General features: G+C 48.2%; 22 protein-coding genes. 12 read left to right on the top strand and 10 right to left on the bottom strand.

All coding sequences use genetic code 11. The annotated features are described in order from the left end of the window. Positions 1 to 3: 3 nt before the first annotated feature. Positions 4 to 393 (bottom strand): DUF2721 domain-containing protein, encoded by a 390-nt coding sequence (locus tag DXD78_RS00865; RefSeq protein ID WP_005824170.1) that lies wholly within the window; start codon positions 391 to 393, stop codon positions 4 to 6. Between the two features lie 177 nt (positions 394 to 570). On the opposite strand from DXD78_RS00865, the gene DXD78_RS00860 reads away from it, so the two are divergent. The 5 genes from DXD78_RS00860 (at position 571) to DXD78_RS00840 (ending at position 4,138) form a co-directional block, all read left to right on the top strand. Beyond that, positions 571 to 1,887, top strand: a complete 1,317-nt coding sequence (locus DXD78_RS00860; protein ID WP_008665722.1) for a 3-phosphoshikimate 1-carboxyvinyltransferase — start codon at positions 571 to 573, stop codon at positions 1,885 to 1,887. Positions 1,888 to 2,141: 254 nt separating this feature from the next. Further along, positions 2,142 to 2,570, top strand: a complete 429-nt coding sequence (locus DXD78_RS00855; protein ID WP_008665724.1) for a hypothetical protein — start codon at positions 2,142 to 2,144, stop codon at positions 2,568 to 2,570. A gap of 50 nt (positions 2,571 to 2,620) precedes the next feature. Next, positions 2,621 to 3,433 carry a metal ABC transporter permease gene (locus DXD78_RS00850; protein WP_005824182.1) on the top strand — a complete coding sequence of 271 codons (813 nt, stop codon included), beginning with the start codon at positions 2,621 to 2,623 and terminating at the stop codon, positions 3,431 to 3,433. A 13-nt stretch (positions 3,434 to 3,446) separates the two neighbouring features. Then, positions 3,447 to 3,872: a tRNA (adenosine(37)-N6)-threonylcarbamoyltransferase complex ATPase subunit type 1 TsaE gene (gene tsaE, locus DXD78_RS00845; RefSeq protein ID WP_005824185.1), complete on the top strand. Its 426-nt coding sequence runs from the start codon at positions 3,447 to 3,449 to the stop codon at positions 3,870 to 3,872. Positions 3,873 to 3,919: 47 nt separating this feature from the next. After that, positions 3,920 to 4,138, top strand: coding sequence for an immunity 17 family protein (locus DXD78_RS00840; RefSeq protein WP_008665728.1), 219 nt, complete (start codon positions 3,920 to 3,922; stop codon positions 4,136 to 4,138). Between the two features lie 61 nt (positions 4,139 to 4,199). Here the strand turns inward: DXD78_RS00840 and DXD78_RS00835 are convergent, their stop codons facing one another. The 3 genes from DXD78_RS00835 to dnaE form a co-directional block, all read right to left on the bottom strand. Next, positions 4,200 to 4,532 carry a hypothetical protein gene (locus DXD78_RS00835; protein WP_005824189.1) on the bottom strand — a complete coding sequence of 111 codons (333 nt, stop codon included), beginning with the start codon at positions 4,530 to 4,532 and terminating at the stop codon, positions 4,200 to 4,202. Positions 4,533 to 4,650: 118 nt separating this feature from the next. After that, positions 4,651 to 4,965, bottom strand: coding sequence for a thioredoxin (gene trxA / locus DXD78_RS00830; RefSeq protein ID WP_005824191.1), 315 nt, complete (start codon positions 4,963 to 4,965; stop codon positions 4,651 to 4,653). A gap of 166 nt (positions 4,966 to 5,131) precedes the next feature. Further along, positions 5,132 to 8,929, bottom strand: coding sequence for a DNA polymerase III subunit alpha (gene dnaE, locus DXD78_RS00820; protein ID WP_009037192.1), 3,798 nt, complete (start codon positions 8,927 to 8,929; stop codon positions 5,132 to 5,134). Positions 8,930 to 9,099: 170 nt separating this feature from the next. On the opposite strand from dnaE, the gene DXD78_RS00815 reads away from it, so the two are divergent. The 3 genes from DXD78_RS00815 to DXD78_RS00805 all read left to right on the top strand — a co-directional run bounded on the left by DXD78_RS00815 (position 9,100) and on the right by DXD78_RS00805 (position 10,874). Next, on the top strand, positions 9,100 to 9,786 hold the full coding sequence (locus DXD78_RS00815; protein ID WP_005824199.1) for a phosphatidylserine decarboxylase family protein: 687 nt from the start codon (positions 9,100 to 9,102) through the stop codon (positions 9,784 to 9,786). A gap of 13 nt (positions 9,787 to 9,799) precedes the next feature. After that, the gene (pssA, locus tag DXD78_RS00810) at positions 9,800 to 10,507 is read left to right on the top strand and encodes a CDP-diacylglycerol--serine O-phosphatidyltransferase (RefSeq protein ID WP_005835110.1); all 708 of its coding nucleotides are present in this window, start codon (positions 9,800 to 9,802) and stop codon (positions 10,505 to 10,507) included. A gap of 67 nt (positions 10,508 to 10,574) precedes the next feature. After that, positions 10,575 to 10,874, top strand: coding sequence for a DUF4834 family protein (locus DXD78_RS00805; RefSeq protein WP_005824202.1), 300 nt, complete (start codon positions 10,575 to 10,577; stop codon positions 10,872 to 10,874). 24 nt (positions 10,875 to 10,898) lie between these two features. Here DXD78_RS00805 and DXD78_RS00800 read toward each other — a convergent pair whose 3' ends face one another. Together DXD78_RS00800 and DXD78_RS00795 are read right to left on the bottom strand one after the other, a co-directional pair. Next, positions 10,899 to 11,333, bottom strand: a complete 435-nt coding sequence (locus DXD78_RS00800) for a nucleoside deaminase (protein ID WP_009037193.1) — start codon at positions 11,331 to 11,333, stop codon at positions 10,899 to 10,901. A gap of 25 nt (positions 11,334 to 11,358) precedes the next feature. After that, complete coding sequence (locus DXD78_RS00795) at positions 11,359 to 11,592, bottom strand: hypothetical protein (protein ID WP_005824205.1); 234 nt, start codon at positions 11,590 to 11,592, stop codon at positions 11,359 to 11,361. Between the two features lie 180 nt (positions 11,593 to 11,772). Between DXD78_RS00795 and DXD78_RS00790 the strand changes: the two genes are divergently transcribed. The 4 genes from DXD78_RS00790 to DXD78_RS00775 all read left to right on the top strand — a co-directional run bounded on the left by DXD78_RS00790 (position 11,773) and on the right by DXD78_RS00775 (position 15,123). Next, a complete protein-coding gene (locus DXD78_RS00790; RefSeq protein WP_009037194.1) occupies positions 11,773 to 13,575 on the top strand; it encodes a S41 family peptidase in 1,803 nt (600 codons plus the stop codon). Then, on the top strand, positions 13,575 to 13,940 hold the full coding sequence (locus DXD78_RS00785) for a YraN family protein (protein WP_117652457.1): 366 nt from the start codon (positions 13,575 to 13,577) through the stop codon (positions 13,938 to 13,940). The genes DXD78_RS00790 and DXD78_RS00785 overlap by 1 nt, the downstream gene beginning before the upstream one ends. A 69-nt stretch (positions 13,941 to 14,009) precedes the next feature. Next, a complete protein-coding gene (locus DXD78_RS00780; protein ID WP_005824210.1) occupies positions 14,010 to 14,366 on the top strand; it encodes an MmcQ/YjbR family DNA-binding protein in 357 nt (118 codons plus the stop codon). Continuing rightward, complete coding sequence (locus DXD78_RS00775) at positions 14,350 to 15,123, top strand: biotin--[acetyl-CoA-carboxylase] ligase (protein ID WP_009037195.1); 774 nt, start codon at positions 14,350 to 14,352, stop codon at positions 15,121 to 15,123. Before DXD78_RS00780 ends, DXD78_RS00775 begins: the two co-directional genes overlap by 17 nt. A 121-nt stretch (positions 15,124 to 15,244) precedes the next feature. Here DXD78_RS00775 and DXD78_RS00770 read toward each other — a convergent pair whose 3' ends face one another. From DXD78_RS00770 to DXD78_RS00755, 4 genes are all read right to left on the bottom strand, one after another. Continuing rightward, positions 15,245 to 17,686: a sugar-binding domain-containing protein gene (locus DXD78_RS00770; protein WP_009037196.1), complete on the bottom strand. Its 2,442-nt coding sequence runs from the start codon at positions 17,684 to 17,686 to the stop codon at positions 15,245 to 15,247. Between the two features lie 36 nt (positions 17,687 to 17,722). Beyond that, positions 17,723 to 19,330: a glycoside hydrolase gene (locus DXD78_RS00765; RefSeq protein ID WP_005824217.1), complete on the bottom strand. Its 1,608-nt coding sequence runs from the start codon at positions 19,328 to 19,330 to the stop codon at positions 17,723 to 17,725. Between the two features lie 119 nt (positions 19,331 to 19,449). Continuing rightward, the gene (locus DXD78_RS00760) at positions 19,450 to 21,111 is read right to left on the bottom strand and encodes a RagB/SusD family nutrient uptake outer membrane protein (protein WP_009037197.1); all 1,662 of its coding nucleotides are present in this window, start codon (positions 21,109 to 21,111) and stop codon (positions 19,450 to 19,452) included. A 13-nt stretch (positions 21,112 to 21,124) separates the two neighbouring features. Then, on the bottom strand, positions 21,125 to 24,175 hold the full coding sequence (locus tag DXD78_RS00755; RefSeq protein ID WP_009037198.1) for a TonB-dependent receptor: 3,051 nt from the start codon (positions 24,173 to 24,175) through the stop codon (positions 21,125 to 21,127). Positions 24,176 to 24,187 lie beyond the last annotated feature (12 nt).

Here is a 24,187-nt window from a genome sequence, read left to right as displayed (position 1 = left end):
CCTCTACTCGTGCATATCGTTGAGATGTATCTCCAAAGACTTCACCGATATATATATTTCGTACACCGATATGGCCAGCGAAATAATCAGCAATATCAGCGCCAAACCGAAGATATAGGCCGAAAGCAGATGGAGACGGATATAGACAAAGAACATGCTGACCACGCACAGCAGCAGGCTGCCGATGCCCGCCACCTGCATGGCACGCGTCAGGTAGAGCCGCTTCCTCAGGTTGGCAATCTGCGCCGCCTTCACCGAAGACGGGTTCTCCATGTACTGTTCCTTCAAGGTGCGCACCAGTTGGGCATAGGACAAGAAACGGTTGGTATAGGCCAGCATAATCAGCGATATGGCCGAAAACAGCAAGGCGGGGGTGGTTAAATCTATTTCCATAAGAATGATGCTTAATTATATCTATCCGTCCCGATAGCAGGACTTACCTCCGCAAAGATAAACGAAAGATTGAAACCACAGAAACAAGTTTCCTTTTTTCCATTTCCCAAAGATTTATCCTACTTTTGCAGTGACAATAAAAAAACTCCTTACCACCGTAACTTAACAAATACGACCATGCGATATACCGTTTCCGCTCCTGCCTCACTGCACGCAGCCATACAGCTCCCGGCATCCAAAAGTATCAGTAACCGGGCACTCATCCTCCACTCCCTTGCCCACGGCAATATCCTGCCCCGCAATCTGAGCGATTGTGACGACACCATAGTGATGACTCGCGCCCTCGACGGAAATCCCGGACATATAGATATCCTTGCCGCCGGCACCGCCATGCGTTTCCTCACCGCCTACCTCAGCGTAACTCCTGGCACCCGAATCATCACCGGTACGCAACGCATGCAGCAACGCCCCATCCGCATACTGGTAGACGCCCTGCGAGAGCTCGGCGCCCGCATAGAATACGTCGGAAACGAAGGGTTCCCTCCCTTGCGCATCACCGGAACAGAACTGACCGGCAGCGAAATATCCCTCGCCGGCAATGTCAGCTCACAATACATATCCGCCCTGCTGATGATTGGTACCGTCCTTCCCAAAGGCCTGCGCCTGCACTTGACGGGTGACATCATCTCCCGCCCCTACATCAACCTGACCCTGCAACTGATGCGCGACTTCGGCGCCCAAGCCGACTGGGTCTCCGAAGATTGCATCACCGTCAGCCCCGGCGGATACACGGATACCCCTTTCACCGTAGAAAGCGATTGGAGCGCCGCCTCTTACTGGTATCAGATGATGGCAATAGAAGGAATTAAAAATGAAAAAATAAAAGGGGGAGACAGAAGTAGCGCAAAAGAAAGTGAAGACAGCACGAAGGAAGAAGCGCACACGGCAGAAATCGAACTGCTCGGTCTCTTCGCCCACAGCTATCAAGGCGACAGCCGCGGCGCGGAAGTCTTTACCCGCCTCGGCGTCCATACCGAATATACAGACCGGGGAGTAAAACTGACCCGGAAGGGTACTCCCGCCACCCGTCTCGACGAAGACATGGTGGACATCCCGGACCTGGCGCAGACCTTTGTCGTCACCTGCTGCTTGATGGACATCCCTTTCCGCTTCACCGGACTGCAAAGCCTCAAAATAAAGGAGACCGACCGTATCACCGCCCTCATTACGGAACTGCGCAAACTGGGTTACGTCGTGCGCTCCGAGCAAGACAGCATCTTGTTGTGGGATGGCGAACGCTGCCCGGCAGACGCTGACCCCGTCATCGCCACCTACGAAGACCACCGTATGGCCATGGCATTTGCCCCCGCCTGCCTTGTACTGCCCCAAATACGGATAAATGAACCACAGGTCGTTACCAAATCTTACCCTGCTTACTGGGAAGACTTGCAAAAGGCGGGATTTAAAGTCTGCCAAGATGCAATGCAATCTTAGAATAAAGCTTTTATTCTTAGAAATACAGCCTTTATTCTTAAGAATATAACCTTTATTCTTAGGAATAAAGGATACATTCTAAGATTAGGATGCATCCAAAGTAGTTTTATACTGCGTTCCAGGCAAGTAATGCCTGCGTCGGGTGGAAGTAATCTGCCTACCTGCAATCTGACTCATTATTTTGTCGTGTACAAAACAATGTGTATCTTTGTCCGTTCTATTAATGGAACATGTTTTTCAAGAAAAGGAAGCCCATGTGGATATTGATTATTAGCCTGATTGTCCTTGCCCTCGTGGCAGCCACAGCCGGAATTATACGCAACCGGAAACTGCAGAAGAAGATAGACCGCGGCGAACTGGACGCCATGCCCGAAGTGCAGGAAGTGAATTCCGAATGCTGCGGACAGCATGAAATCTGCGAACGTGACAGCTTACTGGCAGCCGTCAGCAAACAAATTGAATATTACGATGACGAGGAACTGGACAAATACATCGGCACCGCTCCCGATGCCTATACTCCCGAGCAGGAAGACGAGTTCCGCGACGTGTTCTACACCATGCAAGACACGGACGTAGCCGGATGGGTACGCAGCCTGCAACTGCGTGGCATAGCCTTGCCGGACAACATCAAGGATGAAGTGTTCCTCATCATCGGCGAACGCCGTCTCACCCCCCATTCCTAACACTCCACATCCAACTTTTAATTTTTAATTCTTAATTTTTAATTGAATAAATGGAGCTACTGCAATACACTTTTTTCCAACATGCCCTCATCGGCAGTCTGCTGGCAAGCATTGCTTGCGGGCTGATAGGCACGTACATCGTTACCCGGAGACTAGTGTTCATCAGCGGCGGATTGACGCATGCATCTTTTGGCGGTATCGGTCTGGGATTGTATACCGGCATTTCCCCCATTCTGTCGGCAGCCTTGTTTGCAGTCTTGTCCGCTTTCGGTGTAGAGTGGCTCAGCAAACGGAAGGATATGCGGGAAGACTCTGCCATTGCCGTATTCTGGACATTGGGCATGGCACTGGGCATCATGTTCACTTTCCTCTCGCCGGGATTCGCCCCCGACTTGTCCGCCTATCTCTTCGGCAACATTCTCACGATTACCTGGAGCGACATCGCTCTATTGGGAGGGCTCGCCGTCCTGCTGATACTGTTTTTCGCGCTGTATCTCCATCCCATCATCTACGTGGCTTTCGACCGGGAGTTTGCTCGCTCGCAAGGTATTCCGGTGCAGGTATTCGAATATGTACTGATGATGTTCATTGCGCTGACCATCGTGGCATGCCTGCGCATGGTGGGCATCGTGCTGGTTATTTCACTGCTCACCGTTCCGCAGATGACCGCCAACTTGTTCTCGCACCGGTTCCACCGCATCATCTGGCTTTCCATCGGCATCGGTTACCTCAGTTGCCTGGGCGGGCTGATGATTTCTTTCTACTTGAATGTCCCCTCGGGTGCATCCATTATATTCTTTTCCATCATTATCTATGCCATTTGCAAGACGGGAAAAAGTTTTTGGCTATATTTGCAACGCTAAATCAAAAGACACAATGGAAATCAAAATTCAGTCATTAGACCAGATTCACGAAGCCGCCCGCCAGTTCATCGCTGAAATGGGTGACAATACCGTCTTCGCCCTCTATGGAAAAATGGGGGCGGGCAAGACGACTTTCATCAAAGCCGTTTGCGAGGAATTGGGCGTTTCCGACGTCATCACCTCCCCTACCTTCGCCATTGTTAACGAATACCGTTCCGACACTGCCGGCGAACTGATTTACCATTTTGACTTCTACCGCATCAAGAAGCTGGAAGAAGTGTATGACATGGGGTACGAAGATTACTTCTACAGCGGCGCCCTCTGCTTCATAGAATGGCCGGAGCTGGTAGAGGAGCTTCTGCCGGGTAATACCATCAAAGTGACCATTGAGGAAATAGAGAACGGAGAGCGGAAAGTCACCCTGGAAGACTTTGAATAACCCCTCCCCCCTCTTTTTAATTTTTAATTTATAATTTTTAGTTCTCCATGAGCCAATACATCGTTCAAGGGATTTTTGCCGTCGCAGGCATCATCGCCTTGCTGGCAGCCATATTGGACTGGAACTGGTTCTTTACTGCCCGAAACACCCAGTTTATCGTACAAAATGTAGGGCGGCGACAAGCCCGCCTGTTCTACGGCGTATTGGGTGTCATCCTCATCGGCACGTCCATCTTCTTTTTTCTGAATACGCCACCGGCTACATAAAAACAAAAAATCGCGGATGAAGCCATGCTCATCCGCGATTTTCCTATACTTTTGATACAGACTATTCTTCGTCCAAAGATTCCGTATATTCCATCTCACCTTGTACGATGAAAAGGATTTCTTCCGGATCATAGTCACCCATCTCATCCTTATGGGCTTCCTTGACAATATAGTCCACGATTTTCCCCAAATCAATCTCGATGTACCCATCCGCATCCGGCTGCGCATCAAGGATGCCGCTCTCGGAATAGTACTCGTCAATCAAATCGAGAAAATAATAGAACTCGTCGTCAGAGAACTTCTCTTTCAACTCCTGCGGCAAATAATTCTTGATGTACTCGATGGTCTTTTCATCATCGACATCATTCTGCAAAAAATCGTCTTCCATTCCCATACTTACTATTGCTTAAAGGGTTAATGTTATTGACTATTTGACGATTTACGATTTACTATTTGGCTGCGCTATGATGCCGAAAGGGTAAATCGTAAATAGTAAATCGTCAAATAGTACCTTATAATATCGCTTCTATCTTGGCCACGTAAGCAGATTTCGGAGCAGAACCTACTTGCTTGTCCACCAGCTCTCCATTCTTGAAGAACAAGACTGTAGGGATGTTGCGTATACCATATTCGGCAGCCACGTCGCCGTTCTCATCCACGTCACATTTGCCAATGATTACCTTTCCTTCATATTCAGTAGCCAATTCATCGATGATTGGTCCCACCATCTTACAAGGGCCGCACCAAGGTGCCCAGAAATCCATAACTACCGGTTTTCCCTCTGCCAGGATTTCTTGAAAATTGCTGTCTGTAATTTCTAAAGCCATTTCTTTTAATATTAAATGTCAACTATAATTATTAATTTACTGTCAATTGCGTTTTATCAACCTTCGCTTTCGAAGCAAAGATAGTGCAAACCGAATGCAAAACAAAATGAACTAGTTCATTTTTTATGCTGAGATGCAGCCTATCTTCGTTTTCCAACAAAGATAACTAATTAATCCTGAACTCAAGATCCGAACGCTCTTTTAAATAAGTAATCAGTTCACGCCCCACGGAAAGCTTCACGGGACGGGAAATCAAATCGACCGTCATCTTGCTATCCTCATCTCTGACTTTGAAATAAAGCTCCGTACTGCCCGGACGTTCCTTGGTCAGTTCCGCCAGTTCAGTTATCAAAGCCTTGTTCAGCACACTCAGCGGAATGAGAATGGTTATCTTCTCAATCAGTTTCTCCTTGACGTCAGGCAACAGTTCCATGGAGGTTATCTTCAGCTCCAACTCATCCTGCCGCCATTGCTTGGGCTGGCAACGGGCTTTGATGAACAAGAAGGTACGTTCACCCAGATACCCCTGATAGGTCACCCAATCATTTCCGAAGAAAGGAAGCTCTGCCGAACCGGAATAGTCTTCAATCTTGGCTATGCCGTAAGGATTTCCATTTTTGCTGATACCGCGACGCACGGCGGTCACGATGCCACCCATTGTTATTTCGCGTCCCACAAGTGCCGTCTTATCTTCCAGCTCTGCCATGTGAGTGTTGCAAACATGCTCCAGAACTACGGAATACTCATCCAACGGGTGTGCGGACAGATAGATACCTACCAAATCGCGCTCCCGGTTCAAACGGTCGAGGTCGCTCCAACGTTCCGCTACCGGTATTTCCGGAGTGGCGATATCCACCACATTCTCACCGCCGAACAAGGAGTTTGCAGCCGCAGCCTGGTCGGCCTGGTAACGGTTACCATACCGCACCAAGGTTTCGAGGAAGACCTCGTTCTTGGAATTTACGGCAAAATACTGCTCTCGCTTCAGCTCCGGGAAGCTGTCGAACCCGCCCGCCAAAGCAAGACATTCCAGATTCTTCTTGTTGCAGGCTGTCAGATTGACACGCTGCACAAAATCAAATATACCCTTGAAAGGACCATTCTTCTCGCGTTCCTCCATGATGCTCTGCACAGCACCCTCGCCTACCCCTTTCACCGCGCCAAGACCAAAACGGATATTGCCTTCCTTGTTCACGGTGAACTTCAGGTTACTTTCATTCACATCCGGCCCCAATGTATTGATGCCCATTGCCTTGCATTCGTCCATCAGTTTGGTTATATCGGTAATATTCGCCAAACTTCGGCTCATGACCGCCGCCATGTATTCGGCCGGATAGTTGGCCTTGAGGAAAGCCGTCTGATAGGCCACCCACGAATAGCAAGTGGCATGTGACTTGTTGAAGGCATAGGATGCAAACTTTTCCCAGTCGGCCCAGATTTTCTCAAGCACTTTCGGGTCGTGGCCGTTCTTTTGTCCGCCCGAAATGAATTTCGGCTTCATGTGGTCCAGCTTGTCACGCAGTTTCTTACCCATCGCCTTACGCAAGGCATCGGACTCACCACGGGTGAAGTCTGCCAGCAAACGCGACAGAAGCATGACCTGCTCCTGGTAGACCGTAATGCCGTAGGTATCCTTCAGATACTTCTCCATGATGGGGATGTCATACTCGATGGGCTTGCGTCCCCACTTACGGTCGATGAAGTCGGGGATATAATCCATAGGTCCCGGACGGTAGAGGGCATTCATGGCAATCAAGTCCTCGAAAGTGCTAGGTTGCAACTCACGCAGATATTTCTGCATACCGGCCGATTCAAACTGGAACGTACCGATGGTGCGGCCGTCGCAATAGAGTTTATAGGTAGCAGGGTCGGAAATGGATATCTTGTCGATGTCGAGTTCCAAGCCGCGGTGCAGACGTACATTGGCAACGGCTTCCTTAATGATGGACAAGGTTTTCAGTCCGAGGAAGTCCATCTTGATAAGTCCCGTATCTTCGATGACGGAACCTTCGTATTGGGTAACGAGCATCTTCTCGCCCGTCTCCTTATCATCCGCCGTGCTGACGGGTACCCAATCCGTGATGTCGTCACGGCAAATAATAGTACCGCAGGCATGCACACCCGTACCGCGTACATTACCTTCCAGCATCTTGGCATATTTCATCGTATCGCGCACCAGGGGATCGGGCGAAGCCTCCGCAGCCTGCAATTCGGGCACGTAGGCAATGGCATTGGGCAGGTTGAGTTTCTTGTCGGGAATCTTATCCGGCACGAGCTTGCACAGACGGTCCGATTCGCTCAAAGGCAGTTTCTGCACGCGCGCCACGTCCTTGATGGCCATCTTGGTCGCCATCGTGCCATATGTAATGATGTGCGCCACCTTCTCTTGCCCGTACTTCTCCGTCACCCAGCGGAGCACTTCTCCACGCCCGTCATCATCGAAGTCCACATCGATATCAGGCAAAGAGATACGGTCGGGATTCAAGAAACGCTCGAACAGAAGGTCGTATTGAATCGGGTCTATTTTCGTGATGCCCAAGCAATAGGCCACCGCCGAGCCGGCAGCCGAACCACGTCCCGGTCCTACCGAAACGCCCAGCTGTGTGCGGGCGGCATTGATAAAGTCCTGCACAATCAAGAAGTATCCCGGGAAACCCATCGTCTTCATGATGTACAGCTCAAAGACCAGACGTTCCTTCACCTCGTCGGACAAGGGATCACCGTACAGTTTTTTAGCACCGTCGAATGCCAATTTTGCCAGATAGTCGGCTTCCAGCTTGATACGGTACAGCTTGTCGTAGCCCCCCAGACGCTTTATCTTGGCATTGGCGGCATCCTCATCCAGCACCACCTTGCCGTTTTCATCCTGGGTAAACTCATCAAATAAGTCCTTTTCGGTATATTTCTGCCGATAGCCCTCTTCCGTTCCGAAATCTTCCGGAATAGCAAACGTAGGCATAATAGGAGCGTGGTCGATGGAATAATATTCCACCTTGTCCAAAATCTCCAAGGTATTGGACAAGGCTTCGGGAACATCCTCAAACAAGGCGTTCATCTCAGCCTTTGTCTTCATCCATTCCTGCTTGGTATAAAGCATTCGGGTAGGGTCATCCAGATCTTTACCCGTGCTCAGACAAATCAGGCGGTCGTGCGCTTCTGCATTCTCTTCATCCACAAAGTGGACGTCATTGGAGCAGATAACCTTAATGTCATATTTCCGGGCAAGCTCCAGCAACTTGGCATTCGCCTTCTGCTGAAGCGGATAGGCTTCGTGGTTGGCACGGGGAACAGTGGCTTTATGGCGCTGAAGCTCCAGATAGTAATCATCGCCAAACAGATTCTTATACCAGCGTACAGCTTCTTCTGCCTCTTCCAGCTGGTCATTGATAATCTTCTTAGGAACCTCGCCACCGATACAAGCCGAGCAGACAATCAGCCCCTCATGATACTTTTCCAGTTCACTGCGGTCTGTACGCGGACGCATATAGTATCCCCTTGTCCAGGCATGCGATACAAGTTTTATCAGATTGTGATACCCCTTCTCATTCTTTGCCAGCACAATCAGGTGATAGCCACTCTGGTCTGGCTTCCCCTCCTTCTTATCCATGGTTCGGCGGGCCACATACATTTCACAGCCTACAATCGGCTTGAACAACTTGCTTTCCGCTTCTGCCATCTTGGCACGGCAATCGGCAATCTCCGCTTCCTTGTCTTCACACTCTATCTCACCGCTTTCAATACCGGCAATCCTTTTCTTGAGATCCTTTATCTCCCCCTTCGGCCCGCTGTTCTTCTTGTTGACATAGTTGGTGAACTCCTTGATACCGAACATATTTCCATGGTCGGTCACGGCAATGCCTTTCATACCATCCTTCATGGCCTTGTCAACCAGCCTACTGACACTTGCCTGACCATCCAGAAGAGAGTATTGGGTATGGACATGTAAATGAACAAAATCTTGCATATATATCCTTTCTATTGAGAGCCTAAAATTACAACCTCTATCACAGCTAACAAAAATATTTCCCAAAAAGTTATCAACATGCACATTTCTCTCTCCAAATCCTTGTTAGATTTTCAAAATAAGCCTATTTTTGCAGATAATTTCTATCTAAATTAGCAAATACGATATACATGGGTCGATTAAAAAGATTAAAAAAGATACGCATACACCGTGAAGGAACACATACATTGGCAGGCAGCCTGGTTCTGATTCTGGCTGTCAACACTGCCCTTTACTTCGGATTGGAATGCAAAGTTCCTTTTTACGTAGTAGCGGTCATCAGCCTCATAGTATATGGCATACTCGTGAACTTCTTCCGCTGCCCCATCCGTTTGTTCGGACAAGAAACGGAGAAAGTCGTGGTAGCTCCTGCCGACGGTAAAATCGTAGTGGTGGAAGAAGTGGAGGAAAACGAATACTTCCACGACCGCCGTATCATGGTATCTATATTCATGAGTCTGGTTAATGTACACGCCAACTGGTATCCGGTAGATGGTACGGTAAAGAAGGTGTGGCACAAAAACGGGAAGTTCATGAAAGCCTGGCTGCCCAAAGCCAGCACCGACAACGAGCGTTCCACCGTAGTAATAGAAACTCCGGAAGGCGTGGAGATTATGGCACGACAGATAGCCGGAGCCATGGCGCGCCGCATCGTGACCTATGCCGAACCGGGCGAGGAATGCTATATTGACGAACATATGGGTTTCATCAAATTCGGCTCCCGCGTGGATGTCTTTCTACCGTTGGGCACCGAAGTATTCGTTAAACTAGGACAACTGACTACCGGCAATCAGACTGTGATAGCCAAACTTAAATAATAAAAGAACAACAATGGCAAACTGCATTACCCGCCATATTCCAAATACTCTGACCTGCCTGAACCTATTCTCCGGGTGTATTGCTTGTGTCATGGCATTCGAAGCCAGATATGAATGGGCACTCGCTTTCATTATCTTCAGTGCCGTATTCGATTTCTTCGACGGCATGATGGCACGTGCACTGGACGCACACTCCATTATCGGCAAGGATTTGGATTCTCTGGCAGATGATGTCAGTTTCGGAGTGGCCCCTTCCCTGATTGTATTTTCCTTGTTCAAGGAAATGGACTATTCGGGCGCAATGGAAAGCTTGGCCGGCGTTTTCCCCTATCTCGCATTTCTTTTGTCCGTATTCTCTGCACTGCGGCTTGCCAAGTTCAACAACGATACCCGCCAGACGAGCTCTTTCGTAGGACTTCCCGTCCCGGCAAACGCCTTGTTCTGGGCTTCATTGGTGACGGGCGCTCACGACTGGCTGGTGAGCAGCAATTTCCATCCGGTTTATCTGTTGCTGCTGGTCTGCCTTTTCTCATGGCTGCTTGTATCGGAGATTCCAATGTTCTCACTCAAATTCAAGAATCTGTCATGGAAAGACAATAAAACAAGCTTCATTTTCCTGCTTGTCTGCATTCCGTTCCTCATCTTCTTGGGAATCTGCAGCTTTTCTGCAATCATCGTCTGGTATATACTGCTTTCGCTTATTACAAGGAAAAGTAAATAAACAAATCTTTGGCACGGTTGTTGTATTGAAGTTCGCAGAAAACGAACACATAAAAAGACATTAGCCCATGTTTCATATTTTAGGATTTTTATTCATCATCATAATTGCCATTCTGCTCATTGGCCTCAGCATTATCGGTACTGTCATCCGGAACATATTCGGATTGGGCGGACGCCGTACTTCCTCCAACTCCGGTCCCTACCAAAAAGGAAATGGTAATTACCAGCCGGGAGGGTATTCCTACAATGATAATAGACAATCGTCTGAGGAGGCACAAACTGAAGAAGGTGAAATACGCCCCCGCCACAAGAAACTGTTCTCCAAAGACGAGGGAGAGTATGTGGATTTTGAAGAAATCAAAGAGTAGAGATTAGGGATAAAGGATTAGAGATTATTTGCGCTTGGCGGCAAAGAACTCTTTCATCAGGGCGGCACATTCATCTGCCAGAATTCCTTTTACTACTTGTGTTTTGGGATGCAATGCCTGCGAGGCATAGCGCTGATACCCTCTTTTCTCATCTTCAGCACCAAACACCAGACGTCCCATCTGCGCCCAGGCAATGGCACCAGCACACATCACGCAGGGTTCCACTGTGACATAGAGAGTACATTCATTCAGATATTTGCCGCCAAGAGTTGCAGCGGCAGCGGTAATGGCTTGCATCTCGGCATGGGCGGTGACATCCGTCAAAGTCTCCGTCAAATTATGGGCACGAGCTATGATACGGTCCTTGCACACCACAACTGCACCTACGGGAACTTCTCCCCGTTCACCGGCCTTATGGGCTTCCAAAAGCGCCTGCTTCATATAATAGCTATCGTCCAACGCCACCCCCTTTAATTTTTAATTTTCACCTCCTCATGTCGTGCTCACCGAACAAAGTAGGATAATCCTCTTCCATATTCTTATGAATAAACATGAGAATAGTCTCCCGCAGCCAACGCGACTTGTTCGTTATCTTGTATTTCTCCAGATAACGGTCCACAATCCGCTGCTCTTCCTCGCTCATCAGGCATACCATGCGCTGCTCGCGTTTCGGTTCTTCGGGCGTTGCTTTCGCACACGTTTTATCTCTCTTTCTCATATTTCCTGCAAAATTACTTTTACTTCTGTAAAAACAAAACGAACCTACGTAATTTTTATATCGGAAACACTTAAATAGCACTGAAATATTTTTTTGACCGGTAAACTTAAAGTATTTCTTAAAAACATTTTAATTTAGTAATTAAAAACGTATTTTTGGAGAGTTCTAAATTTAAAAGGTATGAAACATGTAAATTATCTTAGTTTCTTTCTACTCACATTGTTCAGTATAAGTTTTATCTCATGTAGTGACGATGACGATAATAAACTTAATACCGGCATAACCAATCAGAGTTGGACAGAGGGAAAATCCCTGGAGATCAGCCAGGATAATGAGTTGTCTGTAAGCTTCAATGCTGCAGCCAAATGGGTAGCTTCCGTCACCTCAGGAGCGGATTGGTGCAAACTGAATACGACCTCGGGTACAAAAGGACAAAGCACCTTGAAATTATCTGTAAGTACAAGTTCCACCACCGACCGGACAGCCAGAATTTCCATTAATATAGACGGCTATTCTCCTGCAAGTTTTGAAGTTACACAAAAGGGGACCAGTGTTCCCCAAACCACTGAAGATATGGAGATTAACGCAAAAGTTGATGAATATCTGAGGGAAATGTATCTCTGGAACGATGAATACAAAACGTTGAATCTTGACCATAACAAAGGCTATGAAGACTTCTTCTATGATGCATTGGGAAGTATGACTACCAATACATTGGATAAAAAAACATATGTCGGTAGCGACGGCAAGACATATTATAATCTTTTCTCTTATATCCAGCTATTGCCCAATATTAGTTCAACCCGTACCACCAAAATTGTAAACAAGGAACTGGCATATAGTTTCGGTATCACCGGTATAACCCCCATAAGCATTGGCACACAAGCAGAAAATACCATTTATTTCTGTCTCCAAGGCGTATATCCCGATTCACCGGCCTCCGAAGCTGGACTCAAACGAGGAGCAATGATAAGCCTGATAAATGGAAAGAAGATAAATAATAACAATATTAATAACTTCTATTACGACATATTGTTACCGGATGCAACTATCAACTATACTTTGACAGAAGATGTCGTAGAAGGAGGCACCATTACCGGGCAAAAGGAATACACCATAACTTCCAAAGCCACATACAACAACCCCGTCATCTTCAGTAATGTCAAGGAAGACATAGAAGGACATAGAATCGGTTACCTCGTTTATTCTGGGTTCGAGGCAAGCTTTGACCAAGAATTATTCAATGTTTTCAAAGATTTTAAGAACAAGAACGTCACAGATTTGATTCTGGACTTGCGGTACAATGGTGGTGGGCATACCATGTCAGCTAATCTGATAGCGACTTGTATTGCCGGTACTGCTTCTCAAGGTAAAGTATTCAGCAGTTTACGATACAATGATGAAAGAATGGCAAAACTCAATAACAAACGGGAAGATGAATTATTTGCATACTCCAGTTACCCCAACTTGGGTACTTCCTTATCAGCCGGAAGCCTCAATCTTCCCCGCGTCTACTGCCTTGTCGGAAATGGAACGGCCTCTGCCAGTGAACTCGTCATTAATTCCTTAGAAGGAATAGATTTGGACGTAATACTTATAGGTGAAAAGACCACTGGTAAGAACGTAGGTATGGAATATGAGGAGTACACTGTCCGAAATAACACATATCGTGTTGTTCCTATCACCTTCCAAAGCTATAACGCCAAAGGATTCGGGGAGTATGAAAAAGGATTTGAACCCGATATATTGATGGACGAAACCAATCCTTATAACGAACAAGGTGTATTCTATATTCATAAAGATTATGGAAACAATGAAGAACCTCTGTATGCCAAGGCCATTGAACTGATTACCGGTACAAATCCAGCCCCCCAAACGCGCAGTGCAGTGGTCAATACATTGGATGGTAAAACTTATAAGTTGCCCGCTATCTTCCGTCCTGGACACGACGGCATGCTGATGCCTGCCAGACACGCAGAATAATGAGTGCACACAATATTCTTGGAAAAGCCGGTGAAGACGCCGCTGCCAAATACTTGGAACAGAACGGTTACACCATACGTGACCGTAACTGGCGGAAGAATCACCTTGAGCTGGATATTGTAGCCGACAAAGATAAGGAACTGATTATTGTGGAAGTGAAAACCCGTAGCAATACGGATTACATTGAGCCGCAGGATGCCGTGAACTGGCAGAAAATACGACGTATTGTCGTAGCGGTCGATGCCTATATCAAGCACTTCTGCTTGGATGCACCCGTCCGCTTCGACATCATAACGGCTGTAGGCGAACCGGGTGCATTCAGGATAGAGCATCTCAAAGAAGCCTTCTATCCGCCGATGTTCTGAGAGTTGAAAATTGACAAGCAAGAGTTATTTCAATCGTAAATTGTAAACCGTAAAACCGTAAATACCATCATGGACATCGAAACCGCCCGCGAATATTGCCTCAGCAAAAAAGCCGTCACGGAATGCTTTCCGTTTGACGAATACTCGCTCGTGATGAAAGTCATGAATAAAATGTTTGCACTTATCGACCTGGAAAGCGCCAACAAGATTTGTCTGAAATGCGACCCCGAATATGCACTCGAACTGCGGGAGCACTATGTTGCCATCGAAGGTGCCTATCACTTCAACAAAAAGTACTGGAACCAGGTGTTCCTTGACGGTGACGTCGACGACAAACTGTTGAAGCAACTGATAGACCACTCCGTGGAAGAAGTATTGAAGAAGTTCACCAAAAAAATGCGTACCGAATATGAAGCCCTGCCCTGACACATTCCCGTTCCCGCTGGTGGCATTGGACGAGACGGCATCGACCAACCAATACCTCAGCCAGCTTTGCAACCAGTTGCAAGAATCCGTTGCCGAACTAACAACCGTGACTGCCGAGTTCCAAACTGCCGGTAAAGGCCAGCGCGGCAATACCTGGGAAGCTGAAGAAGGCAAGAACCTGCTTTTCAGCTTTGTACTCTACCCTTCTTTTCTGGAAGCTCGCCGACAGTTCATCCTTTCACAAATCGTTTCCCTCGCCATTAAGGAAGAACTGAGCAGATGGTCTGATGAAATCACCATCAAATGGCCGAACGACATTTATTGGAAAGACAAGAAAATCTGCGGCATACTGATAGAGAACGACCTTTCCGGACATCATATCAAGCGCAGCATTGCCGGAATCGGCATCAACATCAACCAGGAAGTCTTCAACAGTGATGCTCCCAACCCCGTCTCACTGAAACAAATCACCGGAAAGGAGCACGACCGTTATGAAATCCTTGCCCATATCCTGAGACGTGTACAAATCTACTACAACAGCCTCCCAATGGAGGACTTCGCCGTCTACTCCGACGAGATATCCACACGGTATGCCCGCTCCCTTTTCCGTCGCCGGGGATTGCACCCTTATGAAGATGCCAACGGCAAGTTCCTTGCCCGGTTGCTGCGTGTAGAGCAAGACGGACGGTTCGTGCTGGAGGATGAAGGAGGAAGTGAACGGGAATATCTGTTCAAGGAAGTGCAATACATTCTGTAAGAAATGCACAACCCGTGCCATCGCATTGGCAAAGTTGTGCCACCATACTGGCACAGCCTTGCCATCGTACTGGCACGACTGTGCCAATACGATGGCACAAACATAAGTCCATAGTAGTGTACTACTGCCCTACTTCAAACTTTACTTCAGTTCCTTTCAGAAGGGGGGAAGCAAACTTTACTTTAACCGGTCCCTCTCCTCCGGTAGTCTGTATATAGGCCAGCAAACGCCCGTGGTATACGCGGTGACGGTTATCGGTATAATCACTCATGTCACTGTTGTCAGAGCCTTCGAGCCCAAGCAGACGCGCCGCTCCTTCAACTGTACACGTAATTTCATTGTCGCCAAGTTTCACAACAGTACCTTCTTCGTCAACCACCTCTACGGTGATGTGCGCAGTGGCGCGGTCGCCGGACAAAATAGTGCGATCCGCCGTGGCACGGATGGCATAAGGACGTCCGGATGTCCGGATGGAATAGCTCGACAAGGCATTTCCTTCCTTATCGCAGCCCTCAGTACGAAGCTCACCAGCCCGGAAAGGAATATCCCAGTAGATGATGCCGGTCTTTTCATCATAAGGTTTCATCTCGCCTACCACCCTGCCGTTGAGCAGCAAACGCGCCTGCGGAGCATTGGTATAACACACCACACGTATGTTCTGCCCCTCGTCATAGTTCCAGATGTCCCATGCATCAGGCGAAAGGAATACATGCTCGGGATGCTTGGGATTGACATATACCGGATATGTTCCTGCATACGTGACCGGATTCTCGCACCACAACGAAGCCCGGAAATGTCCGCGTGGCTTGGGGAAACTTCCGAAATCGAGCAAACCCGTGTACAAACCGCGGGACGGCCATCTGCCCGATTCACCCAGATAATCCGTACCGGTCCAGATGAACTGCCCGAAGATGAAATCCTTGTCGCGGACGGCATACCAGGCATCAAGCCCCGAACCCGTCTCGCTTCCATAGATAATGCGGTCCGGATAAGTGGCATGGTCTTGGTCGTAGCGGTTTTCCGTATAGTTATACCCCACCACATCCACAGCATCGGGATACTCCGTCTCGTTCGACATCACGACCCCCGCCAAAGCTCCGGTCACGGGACGGGAAGTGTCCACGGCACGTACACAGGCAGCCAGACGCTTTGCTATGGTTCCGATGCGCATGGCATCGGGAGCATCCGGCTTATAGCCCCCGAACATAGGCTGGTTGATTTTAGCTCCATCAAGAACGGGATGCGAATAAGGGTCGTTCGGATAATCCACTTCATTGCCGATACTCCACAAGAAAATACAGGTATGATTGCGGTCACGACGTACCATATCGGTTACGTCCCGTTCTATCCACTCCTCGAAGAAGTCGAAAGTACCGTCATAACTCGGAGTACCCACATTCCAGCCTTGTACCCATTTGCGTTTCGGAAACTCCCATTCGTCAGAGACTTCATCCATTACAAGAAATCCCAGGCGGTCACACAGTTCATAAAGAACGGGGGCTTGTGGGTTATGGCTCATGCGGATGGCATTTACGCCAATCCCTTTCAAGTTATTCAGGCGGCGTTCCCATACCTCCGGCGGCACTACTGCACCCAGCACTCCTGCATCATGATGTAGGCATACACCTTTTACCTTCATCCAGTTGCCGTTGAGGGCAAAACCTTTGTTGGCATCAAATTCCAGCGTACGCAGTCCCACTTTGGTCTCACTGCCGTCAATGCGTTTGCCATTGGCAAGCAATTCGGTTTTCAATGTATACAGATACGGATTATCCAGATTCCAACGATGGGGTTTGGACACTTTCAAGTCAAGACTTTGCTTGGCAATGCCCTCTTTTCCATCGGCAACACGCACACGGCGTTGTGCCACCTGCTTTCCGGCAGTATCGTACAGTGAAGCCTTCAGTTCCAGTTTGTCGGAAGTTGCCTTGTGCTTCTCCACCTCTACATCGACCGCAACGACGGCTTGCTTGTCTGTCAGCGAAGCGGCATGCCAGCCCACACCCCATTGCGCAATATGTGTATCGGGAGCAGCCACCAGCCATACATCGCGATAGATGCCCGACCCCGTATACCAACGTGAATCGGCATAACGGCTATGGTCTACACGGACAGCCAGCACATTGTCGCCTTCCTTCAGGTAAGGGGTCATGTCGTAAAGAAACGATACATAGCCGTTGGGGCGCCTGCCAAGCAGATGCCCGTTCAGGTAAACCTCGCTCCGGTTATATACCCCTTCGAAATAGATATAATGACGTGTTGCGTTGTCTTCAACCCTGAAGTGTTTGCGATACCAGCCTATCCCACCCGGCAGGTACCCGGTGCAACTGGCCAGTGTGGGCGACAATTGCCCCTCTATGGACCAATCGTGTGGCAAAGAAAGCTTCCGCCATTCGCTGTCGTTATAGTCAGTCCGGACAATAGCCGAGTCGTCCGTCAGCCGGAACAGCCATCCGTCATTGAATTTTGCGGCATCGCCAAATGCCACCTGCGCCTTTATCGGAGCAACGACCAGCATTGCCAGCAAAAAGATAAGAGCAGTCCTGTTATTCTTAAAATACATTTTCATATAGATTTTCTTTGAAGTTAAACTAATTCCTTACTTCAGGCTATACACCACGGTTGTCACACTCTTGGCTTCCAGAATCACCTGCTTGCCTGCCGCCACCGTTCCTTCCACCAGATTCTTGCTACCGGTAGTTGTATAAGTAGCTATTGACTTCGCTTCATTGCTCCATCCCACATGCGTTTCACCTAAGCGAACCGCCTTATCAGACATGTTTGTATAGACGGCCACTACCTTATCCCCCTCGGGAGAAAGCCAGGCGGAACCGAAAAAAGTACGCGATTCGTTCAAGTCGAGGGCAATACGGCGGTATCCCGGACGGATAAAGCGGCTGTAATTGCCCAGTACCCAAAGAGTGGCAGTAGCCTGATAGCTTCCCTCCTGCTCTATATCACCATACTCGCCACCGGCAGGTACCAGCGAAATCAAGAGAAAACGGTTCTTATGCCCCCAACGGGAAACATCCATCGATGTCCAGTAACTCCAGGAAGACACTCCAGCCACAGTGAGGTCATTGTGGATGACCTTCGACATGTAGAAAGCGATATCCATCTCAGAAGCCTGCTCGTAGCCCACAAATTCGGAACTGCTGTAATTATCGCCCAGCATACTCCATTCACTCTGCCAAACATCCAGATTATACTGACCGGCAGCCTGGGCCACTTGCTTGCGCACGTTGCGCATACCGTCCCATGTGCCGTCAGTCCAATAGCTGTGTCCGCAAATGAGATTCTTCACGTGTGCCAAGTCACCCACGTAGGCGGAAGAGCCGGGTGTAAAGAAAGCTGAGAATATATTACTGCGGTTGGCATCGCCTTTCACTTTATACAGATACTCCCAATCACCGGATTCGCCCAAGAGAATGTCTGTGGAAAGCCCCCGGTCATCCAACGACATATCCAACTCGCGTGCCAGTGCAGCCACTTCGTCATTGGTCCAGCCACTGCCCTCCTGACCGCTGTCCCAGTTGTACTGCGGCTCGTTGACGGGCGAGATATGGCTTATGTGATAGCCTTCACCGGTATAACGGGCCGCTACATCGGCCATATATCCTGCAAAGTCACCATAATGCTCCGGTTTCAGATTGGAAAGTCCCCCTCTGGCGGAAAATCCTTTTCCATTATAGGTGTACTGCACGGGAGGTGTATTGCTGAAAAGAACGAAATTGTTACATCCCAGCTCCTTGGCACGGTCCATGAAGTAACGTTGTCCCTCGCAACGGGTCCAGTCGTACGTCAAGTCATCCGTAAGATAGGATTCCGCACGACGGGATTTATCCTCGATGCCGCTGGCTTCACCTTGCGCGGCACTGCCGCCACCAAGATTCACCCGCCATTGGGAAAGGCCGATTCCTTTCGGCTTGCCGCCCACAATCTCTGAAGAAAAAAGCAGTTCCGTAATCCCCGCACGGTGCGAAGTCCATGACTTGCCCACAAAGGCAGGCGACCAACAGTCCGAAGCGCCAAAGCCGGCTATTGTCTGGAAAGTCTGTCCGGCATCAATGCTCACCAGTTTCTCTACGCTGTTTGTAATGTCCGGACCCTCAGGAGTGTCTGGAGTATCCGGCGTAACGGGAGAATCGTCGCTGCAAGCCATTGCAGCAAGCAGTGCCGGAAGAATAAAAATGTGTCTCAAATTCATGATATTGTTTCGGATTAAAAAAACTGCCGCGGATAATCCATTGCAAACTATCCGCGACAGAATATAAAGACCTATTGAATAATCAGTTCCTGCAACAATCTGTTTTCATCAGAATGTGTTTAATTCCAACCCGGGTTCTGGGTAATGGAACCGTTGGACATCGTGATTTCGTACAAAGGAATGGGGAACACCATGTCGCGGTTTTCATTGAAAGTGATGCCTTTGTCACTTGCTTCACCTTGATTTTCCCACTCAAGAGCGTCACGGGTAGCCTCTTCAGTGTTCCACTTCACAAAGGAACCGTTCGGTCCCAGGATATTGCTAATCATCTTTTTACCATTTGTATCAGTCCAGCGGCGGATATCATACAGACGGTTCTGCTCGAAAGCCAATTCCAAACGGCGCTCCAGGCGAATGGCACTTTGCAATGCCTTTCCACTTGCCGTAACGTCATCCAACTTGGCACGTCTGCGCACCTGATTGAGAGCATCGCGGGCAGAAGCGTCATCACCCAGTTCATTGCAAGCCTCAGCATACATTAAAAGTACATCGGCATAACGCAGAATACGATGATTCAAAGGACTCTTGTCCGTAGCGTAAGCCGTCGCATCGCCTTGGGCACGGTATTTCATCGGCAGGAAATACTTGCGGATGATACGTGCCGACTTATGGTCAGCGGGATTGATAATATAGCAATTGGGATCCCAACCATATTTATCAAGATATTCCTGGTACTTATTCAACGCTTTGCTTGCGTCAATGAAATCTTCGAATTGGTCTTCGCCGGCAATTTCTGTACAGCCCGACTTGATTATTGTCCACTTCAAACGTTCCGTATCACCGGCCTCAATATAAGCCTGTTCCAAATTTGCCGTAGGCTGACACCAGCTCCAACCATCACCGGGACCGTTACGGGCACCGGTTACCGTAGCAAGCGCTCCCCCTAAGCCCAAAGTGGGATGATATTCATACTGGATTTCCAGAAGGTTCTCTGCACTGTTGTCATAGTCGACATTCCATACCTGCCCGAAATCGGGAAGCAATTGGTATTCGCCTTCATCTATCACAGTCTTCAACACATCATGGGCAGCCTGCCATTTCTCCTGATAGAGATACACCTTACCCAATAGTCCTAAAGCGGCTCCACGGGTAGCATGGCCTACTTGCGCAGTACTGCGTTGCGGCAGTATTTCGGCAGCTGCCATCAGGTCATCTTCTATGAATTTGTACACGGCTTCTGCCGTAGCACGTTCTGTTCCCTCCACTTCTTCCGGCATTTGGAAACTGGTCATCAAAGGCACTCCTCCAAAATTCCTCACCAGTTCGAAGTAATAGTAGCCACGCAGGAAACGGGCTTCTGCCACCAGACGGTCTCTGGTTTCTGTCTCTTGGGTTTCGAGAGCCGCAATGCGATCTATGGCTATGTTACAACGTAAAATACCTTTGTAACGGTACTGCCAAAAATTGGAGATAGGGCCATTGCTGGCACCGTTTCCCTGATAATGCGCCAATGAGATATAATCACTCTGAGACTGAGAGGTATTCCCCATCCAGGCATCATCTCCACACATTTCGGAAAGTAACCACACGGTGTTGATTTGCCACCATCCTCCATATGTCATGGCCTGATAACAGCTCGTGACTGCGGATTCACACTCTTCTATGGACTTATAATAAGTGTCCACGTTCAATTGCCCACGTACGTCTTCCGTCAGGAAGTCCTCGCAAGAGGTAAACACCAGCGAAGCAATCAGAACTACTATTGTAAATATTCGTTTCATGGATAATCAAGAATTAAAATTTGAAGTCAATGCCAAACAAGAATGTTCTCGGATTAGGATAAGCCACGTTGTCAATACCGGTATTGATGGCACTGCCAGAGCTGTCGGTAGTACCGTCAACCATCGGGCGTTCGGGGTCCATTCCCGAATAACCGGTAATGGTAAACGGATTCTGTGCAGAGAAGGAAAGACGCAAGTCAGCACCTCCAACCCATTTCTTAGGAAGCGTATAGCCTATCTGTAACAGCTTGCAACGCAAGTAGGAACCATCTTCCACATAGAAACTGGAAACACGGTTATAGTTCAGGTTCAAGTCATTGCTCGACAAACGGGGAATATCATTGCCGGTACCCTCGCCATGCCATGCTTTCTCCAGTGTACCTGCCCAGACATTCTGTCCACCTGAACCGGAGTACCGTCCTTTGGTGACATTGTAAATATCATTACCGAACGTACCATAGAAATTGGCTGCAAAATCAATGTTCTTATAACGCATACCAATAGTCAGACCCATCATTAAATCAGGATAAGGATTGCCGATATAATCTTTGTCATTGGCATCGAGCACTCCGTTATGGTCCCGGTCCTTGAAGCGGATGTCTCCCGGTTTTGCATTGGGCTGAATCAGTGTTCCGTGTTCGTCAGTGTGCGCATACACCTCTTCCCAATTCTGGAACAAGCCATCGGCCACGTAACCGTAGAAACGGGAGATAAAACCACCATCTTCGTTACGGATAATCTGGTCGCTATTGAATCCACCAACATTGATAGGACCGTCGCCCGAGAACTTGATGGCCTTGTTGCGCACGGCAGAAAGGTTCAGACCAAGATCGTAAGAGAAATCCTTGCCGATTTCATCGCGCCAGGTAAGTCCCACTTCCCAACCGCGGGCCTGCATACTACCGATGTTCATCCAAATCTGGCTGTTCCAGTTATCATATCCCAAAGAGAGGATGTTCTGTTTCTGGTAGAGCATGTCAATGGACTTTTTCTGGAAATATTCGAATGTTACACCCAAACGTGAATCAAGGAATGACATATCCACACCTACGTTCCAATCTTCCACAGTCTCCCACTTCAACTGGTTGTTACCTACTGTAGACACGAAGTAACCATTTGCCAACGTATTGCCATAATAGTATTGGGTTTCGCTCAACAAAGTAAGGGTAGCATTATTGTTAATATTCTGATTACCTACACGGCCCCAGCCTCCACGAAGCTTCAGGTCACTGAAGATGTCCTGGTCCTGCATAAATGCCTCACTGATGACACGCCAGGAAGCGGAAACAGACGGGAAGAGGGCATATTTGCTGCCCTTCGGGAAACGGGAAGAACCGTCAGCACGAAGAGATGCCGAAATATAGTAACGGTTATCGTAATTGTACATGACACGACCCAGGAAAGAGACCAGCGTATTGTAAGTGGTTTCACCGTTGGCCTCATCCGTACCCTGCTGTCCGGCATTCACTTCCTGCATCTGGTCCAGATTATTGGGAACATTATCACGCCGTGCCTGAGTATTGTACCATGCAAAACGTTCGGCAGTAAAGCCAGCCATTACATTCAAGTTGTGCTTTTCAGCGAAAGTGTCCATGTAAGTGGCTGTATTCGTCCAGTTCCAGTCAAACCACTCCTGATTGCGGCGGGTGATTTCGTTCAAGTCTTGTTTCTCCAACGGATCCATATTGAACTTCGGAACGAATGAATCAGAACGGCGATAGTGGGCATTGGCACCGAACTGGGTGCGCAACGTCAGCTTTTCTATCGGGTTTACCTGCAGATAGGTATTCAGAATGGCACCCAACTCGCGAGAATGAGCATTGCTACGGGCAATTGAACCGGCGGGATTCCACTCCTGGTTGTTGTAAGAGCGTTGATAGTTGTTGTACTCATTATCCTCCCATTGGTCCTGCGGACGGAATACCGGAGTTGTCGGGTCCATAGCCATGGCTGCCGAGAACTGGTTTGGGGTATCATCCCATGATTCGACACGTGGAGCAATATCAACTCCCAATTTTACATACTTATTAAATGTATATTCAGTATTCAGACGGATATTTATCTTATCCCAATAACCTACATCAAACTGTGAGTTGTTACGATAATAGCCCACGCTAAAGTTATAAACAAACTGTTCTGAGCCACCGGCAACACTAAGTGAATGGTTCTGCACCAAAGCTGTTTTATTGACTACAGTATCCCACCAGTCTGTACCACCGGGATTGGTCGTAGCACCCGTATCGTTCCAGATAGAAGAAAGGCCATCATTCGTATAACGGGTATTGAACACTTCTTTATATTCAGCCGCACCGGCAATATTAGGTTTGGCCACGGTCTGGAAACCAACAGAAGAATTCCAATTGATGCGGGCTTTACCAGTCTTACCTTTCTTTGTAGTAATCAGGATGACACCGTTTGATGCACGTGTACCATAGATAGCGGCAGCCGAAGCATCTTTCAATACTTCCATGGAAGCAATATCGTTACTATTCAGAAAGTTGATATTGTCACCTACCGGCATACCATCCACTACATACAACGGATTCGTACCGTTTACGGTAGTTACACCACGAATCAGCACCTTCGGAGTAGCTCCAGGGCCACCACCACTGGTGACTTGTACACCATTTACCTTACCCTGCAAAGCATCCATAGCATTACCGGTCACGGTTTCAGTGATTTCATCGCCTTTTACTGTAGCAATAGAACTGGTCAAATCGCTCTTTTTCACAGCACCATAACCGATAACCACCACTTCATCCAGTAATTCCGCAGCCTCCTTCAGTACCACGTTAATCGCAGTACGTCCACCTACAGCTATTTCCTGAGACTCAAAACCAATAGAAGAGAATACCAACACTGCATTCTTGTCTACATTGGGTAATGTATAATCACCGTCGATACCGGTAATTGTACCCGTACCGGTACCTTTCACTTGAACTGTAGTTCCAATCAACGGCTGCTGGTCGGTGGCCGAAGTCACCACACCCTTAATCGTTATCTGCTGCGCATAACCGCAAAGGCTTATCAGCGCAAGACATAATAATAGAATTTGCTTTTTCATATCTTAAATCTA

It is taken from the genome of Bacteroides sp. D20, from assembly GCF_003436255.1.
Classification (GTDB): Bacteria; Bacteroidota; Bacteroidia; order Bacteroidales; family Bacteroidaceae; genus Bacteroides; species Bacteroides uniformis.
Note: the sequence above shows the minus strand (reverse complement) of the source record. Positions and strands in the feature narration are given on the sequence as shown.

Coding starts and splice junctions, on each gene's coding strand:
- DXD78_RS00865 (WP_005824170.1), bottom strand. CDS start 393: ATGGAAATAGATTTAACCACCCCCGCCTTGCTGTTTTCGGCCATATCG.
- DXD78_RS00860 (WP_008665722.1), top strand. CDS start 571: ATGCGATATACCGTTTCCGCTCCTGCCTCACTGCACGCAGCCATACAG.
- DXD78_RS00855 (WP_008665724.1), top strand. CDS start 2,142: ATGTGGATATTGATTATTAGCCTGATTGTCCTTGCCCTCGTGGCAGCC.
- DXD78_RS00850 (WP_005824182.1), top strand. CDS start 2,621: ATGGAGCTACTGCAATACACTTTTTTCCAACATGCCCTCATCGGCAGT.
- tsaE (WP_005824185.1), top strand. CDS start 3,447: ATGGAAATCAAAATTCAGTCATTAGACCAGATTCACGAAGCCGCCCGC.
- DXD78_RS00840 (WP_008665728.1), top strand. CDS start 3,920: ATGAGCCAATACATCGTTCAAGGGATTTTTGCCGTCGCAGGCATCATC.
- DXD78_RS00835 (WP_005824189.1), bottom strand. CDS start 4,532: ATGGGAATGGAAGACGATTTTTTGCAGAATGATGTCGATGATGAAAAG.
- trxA (WP_005824191.1), bottom strand. CDS start 4,965: ATGGCTTTAGAAATTACAGACAGCAATTTTCAAGAAATCCTGGCAGAG.
- dnaE (WP_009037192.1), bottom strand. CDS start 8,929: ATGCAAGATTTTGTTCATTTACATGTCCATACCCAATACTCTCTTCTG.
- DXD78_RS00815 (WP_005824199.1), top strand. CDS start 9,100: ATGGGTCGATTAAAAAGATTAAAAAAGATACGCATACACCGTGAAGGA.
- pssA (WP_005835110.1), top strand. CDS start 9,800: ATGGCAAACTGCATTACCCGCCATATTCCAAATACTCTGACCTGCCTG.
- DXD78_RS00805 (WP_005824202.1), top strand. CDS start 10,575: ATGTTTCATATTTTAGGATTTTTATTCATCATCATAATTGCCATTCTG.
- DXD78_RS00795 (WP_005824205.1), bottom strand. CDS start 11,592: ATGAGAAAGAGAGATAAAACGTGTGCGAAAGCAACGCCCGAAGAACCG.
- DXD78_RS00790 (WP_009037194.1), top strand. CDS start 11,773: ATGAAACATGTAAATTATCTTAGTTTCTTTCTACTCACATTGTTCAGT.
- DXD78_RS00785 (WP_117652457.1), top strand. CDS start 13,575: ATGAGTGCACACAATATTCTTGGAAAAGCCGGTGAAGACGCCGCTGCC.
- DXD78_RS00780 (WP_005824210.1), top strand. CDS start 14,010: ATGGACATCGAAACCGCCCGCGAATATTGCCTCAGCAAAAAAGCCGTC.
- DXD78_RS00775 (WP_009037195.1), top strand. CDS start 14,350: ATGAAGCCCTGCCCTGACACATTCCCGTTCCCGCTGGTGGCATTGGAC.
- DXD78_RS00770 (WP_009037196.1), bottom strand. CDS start 17,686: ATGTATTTTAAGAATAACAGGACTGCTCTTATCTTTTTGCTGGCAATG.
- DXD78_RS00765 (WP_005824217.1), bottom strand. CDS start 19,330: ATGAATTTGAGACACATTTTTATTCTTCCGGCACTGCTTGCTGCAATG.
- DXD78_RS00760 (WP_009037197.1), bottom strand. CDS start 21,111: ATGAAACGAATATTTACAATAGTAGTTCTGATTGCTTCGCTGGTGTTT.
- DXD78_RS00755 (WP_009037198.1), bottom strand. CDS start 24,175: ATGAAAAAGCAAATTCTATTATTATGTCTTGCGCTGATAAGCCTTTGC.